Here is a 5,409-nt window from a genome sequence, read left to right as displayed (position 1 = left end):
CTCCCGTGCGCAATTGCGCACCAAGCCGGGACGACGCTATTGGAACGACCTCTGGCGTCAGTTCAAATTGATATTGAATTCGTAGCTTTTGTCGCCGCCGACCAGCGTCAGCTTCAGCGCGGCGCCGTCCGCTTTGGCACCCGGCGGCAACCCGTCGAGCTCGAACGAGAAGCGCTTCACGCCCGGCGGCGCGTGCTCGACGAGCTTGGGTACGGGGAGCGCCCAGTCGGGCGTCGGTCCCTCGACGAACAGGCTGAGGTCCTTGGTTTCGGGCGCCGCGACATCGACCAGCACGTTGTTGCCGTCGCGCTTGACGTCGCGGATCGTGACCGGGGTGGGGTCGCCGATGTTGGCGGGCTTCGGCACCGCGTTGAGCGCTTCCGACAGCGCGGCGTCCTCGGTCGAGGCGACGCTGGCGAATGCCAGCTCGGCCTTCGCCTCCACCGGCACGCACAGCTTCTCGCACACCGCGTAGTTGATGTCGGCGCGCAGCACCAGCGGCTTGTCGGGATTCTTCGCCACGATGCGCAGCGGCAGCACCACCTGGTGCTTGTAGCCAAGCGAGGTGCCGCCGGCGCCGTCGTCGAACTGGCGCGGCGCCGGCCACATCACCGTGACCGCATCGACATTGTCCGACCTGGAGAAATCGAATCGCGGCGGCACGCCGGAATCGCCTGGCGTGCGCCAGTAGGTTTTCCAGCCGTCCTGCAACTGGAAGGCGATGCCGCCGAGCAGCACCGCGCCGCTGCGCGATCCCGCCAGCAGCCTGACGGCCGAATGCGTGTCCTGCTGCCACGGCGAGGCGTCGTCGGCGCGAACCTCCGTTGCCACGGAAGCGACGGAAAGCAAGGCGGCAAAGGCAAATGCGGCACGCATGGGAACTGTGACGATCATGAGACGTCTTTACCTGCAACTTTCGTTGCAAACCATTGAATTGCTTGTGATGCATCGCCGCACGGCGGCCGAAGGTTGATTGACAGAACCGCGACCCAATATCAGGATGCCAAATCAGCAGGAAAGGCCTTTGCGGATGCGCCCTGAAGGCAAAACAGGCAAGACTCGCAAGACCGCCGCCGGCAGAAGCCCGGCCGTCGGTCCCCATGCCACCGAAGAGGGCTATCTCGATGGCCAGATGCTGATCGCGATGCCTGTGATGAACGACCCGCGCTTCGAACGCTCCGTGATCTACATGTGCGCGCATTCCTCCGAGGGGGCGATGGGCATCATCGTCAACCGCCCGGCCGGCAGCATCGATTTCCCGGGGCTGCTGGTGCAGCTCGACATCATCGAGAAGTCGGACCAGATCACGCTGCCGGAAAATGCCGAGATGATGAAAGTGATGAAGGGCGGCCCGGTCGACACCGGCCGCGGCTTCGTGCTGCACTCCAGCGACTTCTATATTCAGGATGCGACGCTGAACATCGACGACGGCATCTCCCTCACCGCGACCGTCGACATCCTCAAGGCGATCGCCAAGGGCTCCGGTCCCAAGCACGCGATCCTCGCGCTCGGCTATGCCGGCTGGGCGCCGGGCCAGCTCGAGAATGAGATCCAGCACAATGGCTGGCTGCATTGCGACGCCGATCCGGAACTGATCTTCGGCACCGATGTCGACGAGAAATACGCACGCGCCCTGCGCAAGATCGGTATCGAGGCCGGCATGCTGTCCAACGACGCGGGCCACGCGTAGCGCGTCACACCCACGGTGTCGTCCCGGCGAAGGCCGGGACCCATAACCACCGAATTCAGTTGTAACGCCGCGCTGGGACGCCAGCCTTCGCCATCACATGCATTCGTGGTTATGGGTCCCGGGTCGCGCTTCGCTTGCCCGGGACGGCGGCTGTGGGTTTGGCCACGCCAGCGGTGGGTTTGGCTACGCCAGCGGTGGGTTTGGCTACGATGGCGGCGCCCGCTACTCCGCCGCTTCCTGCGCCACCGTCGGCTGGGTGCCGGCCACCGTGGCGCGGCGCATGTCGCGGGGCTGCGACTGGTCGTAGCGGCGCACGCGGTGCACGGTCTGGCGGTTGTCCCACATCACGAGGTCATGCACCGTCCATTTGTGCACATAGACGAACTCGCCCTGCGTGGCGTGCTCGGTGAGATCGTGCAGCAACAGCCGCGCTTCCGGCATGCTCATGCCCCTGATGGCGCCGGCATGCGATGACAAATACAGCGACTTGCGGCCGTGCACCGGATGGGTGCGCACCAGGCGCTGCAGCACCGGCTTGAACATCTCCTTCTCCTCGTCGGTGTAGTCGAGGAAGCCGAGCGAGCCGCGCGAATACATCAGCGAGTGTTCGCAGATCATGTCGTCGATCTCGGCCTTGGTCTCGTCGTCGAGCGCGTCATAGGCGGCGCGCATGTCGGCGAACTCGGTGTTGCCGCCCGTCGGGTTGACGATGCGGGCCGACAGCAGCGAGAATTTCGCCGGGATCGGTCGGAACGAGCTGTCGGAGTGCCACAGGCAGTTGCCGAGGTTGAACAGGTGGGTGCGGTGATCCTTCGGCAGCGGCTTGCCGTCCTTGCCGAGATTGGAGACATCGTTGAGCCCGGAGGAGAGGCGGTAGTCCTCCTTCTTGGTCACCGTGCCGCCGCGCGAACTCTCGCGCTCGCCGAAGTTCAGCGCGAACGCCATCTGCTGCTCGTCCGTGATGTCCTGGCCGTGGAAGACGAGCACGGCGTATTTGTCCATGCCGGCCTCGATGTCGATCGCTTCCTGCTTCGTCAGCGGCTTGCGCAGATCGACGCCGGAGACCTCGCCGACGAAATGCTTGTGAAGCTGCCGGATCAGGACCGTCATTGGCGCATCTCCCCGTATCCCGCGGGCGGTTGTCCCGCTTCGTTTGACGAGAAGGCTACTCCCGACGCGCGCCCTGTCAACGCTTCGCGACCAGACGCGGGTCAGGCATTCCGGGCCATCAACCCGCCGTCGACGGGAATCACCGCGCCGGTCAGGAACGATGCGGCGGGCAGGCACAGGCTCAGCGTCATGTGCGCGACCTCTTCCGGATCGCCGTAACGGCCGAGCGCGGTGCGGCGCTTGGCGTAGATCGTCTTGTGCTCCTCGGAGATGCGGTCGGTGATGGCGGTGCGGATCGGGCCAGGGCAGATGCAGTTCACGGTGATGCCTTCGCGTCCCAGTTCCACTGCGAGCGAGCGGGTCAGGCTGGTGACGCCGCCCTTGGCCGCGGAGTAGGGGCTGTGCATCCCGGTCGCGCCGAGCGCCTCGGTCGAGGCGATGTTGACGATGCGCGGCGATCGCGACTTGCGCAGGTATGGCAGTGCGGCGCGGATGATGCGCGGATGCGCCGTCAGCATCACCGCGATGCCCTTGGCCCAGGCGTCCTCATACCCGGGATCGTCGATCGCCACCCGCACCGAGATGCCGGCATTGTTTACGATGATGTCGAGCCCGCCGAAATGCGCGGCGACATCGTTGACGACCCTGGTGATGGCATCGCGATCGCTGACGTCGAGCGTCCAGGCCTTTGCCGAGCCGCCGCTTGCTGCGATTTCCTTCGCCACCGCCTGCGTGCCCTCTTCGATGAGATCGGTGACCGCGACATTGGCGCCCTCGTCGGCGAACACGCGCGCGGTGGCGTGGCCCATGCCGCTGGCGGCACCGGTGACGAGAACGGTGAGGCCCTTCACCGAGCGGCTGAGCTGTTTGAATTCGGACATGACGGATTCTCGCGAGATGAAAATTTGGCGCGTTGTGAGACCGGCAACGCTGGCACCGATCCGCAAAGACGTCAAACCGGTGATCCGCTATCGCCGCGCGCGCAGCGCGTTAACGCAAGTTCTGCGTTGGCTTTTGCGTTGGCTTTTCGAAAAGGATCATGCTCAATCAAGAAAACAACACCGGAGAGGAACGCGATGAACGAGCTCGATTTCGGCGGCAAGCAAGTACTGGTGGTCGGCGGCTCCAGCGGCATCGGCAACGGCATCGCGCAGGCCTTCCGCGCCAAGGGCGCGCGCGTTGCCGTGTACGGCACCCGCGCGCAGGCGAGCGACTATTCCGCTGAGGAAGGCTCGCATCTCGAGGGCCTTGCCTATGCGCAGCTCGACGTCGGCAATCCGCAGGCGATCGAAAGCCTCACGCCGTCGTTCGATCGCTTGGATGTGCTGGTGCTGGCGCAGGGCGCAGTGATTTACCGCCGCGGGGAATTCCAGATGGAAGGATTCCGCAAGGTGATGGAAGTCAATTTGATGAGCCTGATGGCCTGCGCCACGAAATTCCACGCCATGCTGAGCGCAGCCGAGGGATCGCTGATCATCGTGAGCTCGACCGCGGCCTATCATTCCACCATGGGCAATCCGGCCTACAACGCCTCGAAGACCGGCGCGGTGGGGCTGACGCGCACGCTCGGCGAGGCCTGGGCGGAGAACGGCATCCGCGTCAACGGCATCGCGCCGGGCCTCGTCGACACCAAGATGACCAAGGCGACGACGGCGAATCCAAAGCGGCTCGAAGGCGCGCTCGAGCGCATTCCGCTGAAGCGTCTCGGCACGCCCGCCGACATGGCCGGCGCCGCGCTGTTCCTGGCCTCGCCGCTCGCCTCTTACGTCGTCGGCCAGACCATCATCGTCGATGGCGGGCTCATTCTTTAGCTCCAGGAACTTGTGCGAGGTTCCGCGGTTGGCCTCCTGACAGTTTTCAGGGAGCACGTGATGGACAAGGATCGGATTTTCGGAACGGCGAAGGAATTTGTGGGCAAGGCCGAAGGCGCCGTCGGCGATGCGGCCGGCGATGCGCAGACCCAGGCCTCGGGCCGCGCGCGCGAAGCCGCAGGCGCGGTGCAGGATCTCTACGGCCAGGCCAAGGATGCCGCGCGCGACGCCGCCGACACCGCGGTCAACTATGCCAAGGATGCTTATGAACATCGCGGCGAGACCGTTCGCGGCGGACAGAGGGCGATGGCGCAAACGGTGCAGGACAATCCGCTCGGTTCGCTCCTGATTGCCGGCGGCATCGGCTTTGCGCTGGCGCTGTTGATGACGCGCCAGCCGCGCCGCCCGCCGTCGTCACGCTGGCGCTACTACGGTTGAGATTCGTTCACGGTCATTGCGAGGAGCGAAGCGACGAAGCAATCCATCCGTCCGCGCGTGCGGATCGATGGATTGCATCGCTTTGATCGCAATGGCGTGGATCTAGCTTCAATTCGATGAGAGCGCGCGCCGCCTACTGCCAGGGATTCCCCGGCACCGCGGCACGCTGTCCGACATTGCGCGGCGGCCGCGGCGGTGGGGCGACCAGCGGGCGCTGCTGCTGCGGCGCGCCGAATCCGAAGATGTCACGCAGCCAGGGCTGCGTCTGTGGTTGCTGTTGCGGCTGGGCCTGGGCCGGACGGAACACGCGTCTTGGCGGCTTCGGCGCGGTGATGATCGAGCCGTCGGGCGCGATCGCCG

Annotated in this window: 6 protein-coding genes and 1 pseudogene; 3 read left to right on the top strand and 4 right to left on the bottom strand. The window is 65.4% G+C overall.

Translation table 11 applies throughout. The features are described 5' to 3' along the window. Positions 1 to 57 precede the first annotated feature (57 nt). On the bottom strand, positions 58 to 894 hold the full coding sequence (locus tag H8B02_RS44840) for a protein-disulfide reductase DsbD domain-containing protein (RefSeq protein WP_229172150.1): 837 nt from the start codon (positions 892 to 894) through the stop codon (positions 58 to 60). Positions 895 to 1,030: 136 nt separating this feature from the next. On the opposite strand from H8B02_RS44840, the gene H8B02_RS44835 reads away from it, so the two are divergent. Beyond that, positions 1,031 to 1,690: a YqgE/AlgH family protein gene (locus H8B02_RS44835; RefSeq protein ID WP_229172149.1), complete on the top strand. Its 660-nt coding sequence runs from the start codon at positions 1,031 to 1,033 to the stop codon at positions 1,688 to 1,690. Between the two features lie 222 nt (positions 1,691 to 1,912). Here the strand turns inward: H8B02_RS44835 and H8B02_RS44830 are convergent, their stop codons facing one another. Together H8B02_RS44830 and H8B02_RS44825 are read right to left on the bottom strand one after the other, a co-directional pair. Beyond that, positions 1,913 to 2,800, bottom strand: coding sequence for a TauD/TfdA dioxygenase family protein (locus tag H8B02_RS44830; RefSeq protein WP_229172148.1), 888 nt, complete (start codon positions 2,798 to 2,800; stop codon positions 1,913 to 1,915). A 101-nt stretch (positions 2,801 to 2,901) separates the two neighbouring features. After that, positions 2,902 to 3,681 (bottom strand): SDR family NAD(P)-dependent oxidoreductase, encoded by a 780-nt coding sequence (locus H8B02_RS44825; RefSeq protein WP_229172147.1) that lies wholly within the window; start codon positions 3,679 to 3,681, stop codon positions 2,902 to 2,904. Between the two features lie 195 nt (positions 3,682 to 3,876). Here H8B02_RS44825 and H8B02_RS44820 point away from each other — a divergent pair, with 195 nt between their 5' ends. Together H8B02_RS44820 and H8B02_RS44815 are read left to right on the top strand one after the other, a co-directional pair. After that, positions 3,877 to 4,611 (top strand): SDR family NAD(P)-dependent oxidoreductase, encoded by a 735-nt coding sequence (locus tag H8B02_RS44820; RefSeq protein WP_229172146.1) that lies wholly within the window; start codon positions 3,877 to 3,879, stop codon positions 4,609 to 4,611. A gap of 60 nt (positions 4,612 to 4,671) precedes the next feature. Then, complete coding sequence (locus H8B02_RS44815; RefSeq protein ID WP_229172145.1) at positions 4,672 to 5,049, top strand: CsbD family protein; 378 nt, start codon at positions 4,672 to 4,674, stop codon at positions 5,047 to 5,049. A gap of 133 nt (positions 5,050 to 5,182) precedes the next feature. On the opposite strand, the pseudogene H8B02_RS44810 reads toward H8B02_RS44815, so the two are convergent. Further along, positions 5,183 to 5,409 (bottom strand): annotated as a pseudogene (locus H8B02_RS44810) (DUF459 domain-containing protein); the annotation flags it as partial.

The organism is Bradyrhizobium altum, from assembly GCF_020889705.1.
Taxonomy (GTDB): domain Bacteria; phylum Pseudomonadota; class Alphaproteobacteria; order Rhizobiales; family Xanthobacteraceae; genus Bradyrhizobium; species Bradyrhizobium altum.
The sequence above is the reverse complement of the archived record's forward strand: the minus strand, read 5'-3'. Positions and strand labels throughout refer to the sequence as shown.

Coding starts and splice junctions, on each gene's coding strand:
- H8B02_RS44825 (WP_229172147.1), bottom strand. CDS start 3,681: ATGTCCGAATTCAAACAGCTCAGCCGCTCGGTGAAGGGCCTCACCGTT.
- H8B02_RS44815 (WP_229172145.1), top strand. CDS start 4,672: ATGGACAAGGATCGGATTTTCGGAACGGCGAAGGAATTTGTGGGCAAG.
- H8B02_RS44820 (WP_229172146.1), top strand. CDS start 3,877: ATGAACGAGCTCGATTTCGGCGGCAAGCAAGTACTGGTGGTCGGCGGC.
- H8B02_RS44835 (WP_229172149.1), top strand. CDS start 1,031: ATGCGCCCTGAAGGCAAAACAGGCAAGACTCGCAAGACCGCCGCCGGC.
- H8B02_RS44830 (WP_229172148.1), bottom strand. CDS start 2,800: ATGACGGTCCTGATCCGGCAGCTTCACAAGCATTTCGTCGGCGAGGTC.
- H8B02_RS44840 (WP_229172150.1), bottom strand. CDS start 894: ATGATCGTCACAGTTCCCATGCGTGCCGCATTTGCCTTTGCCGCCTTG.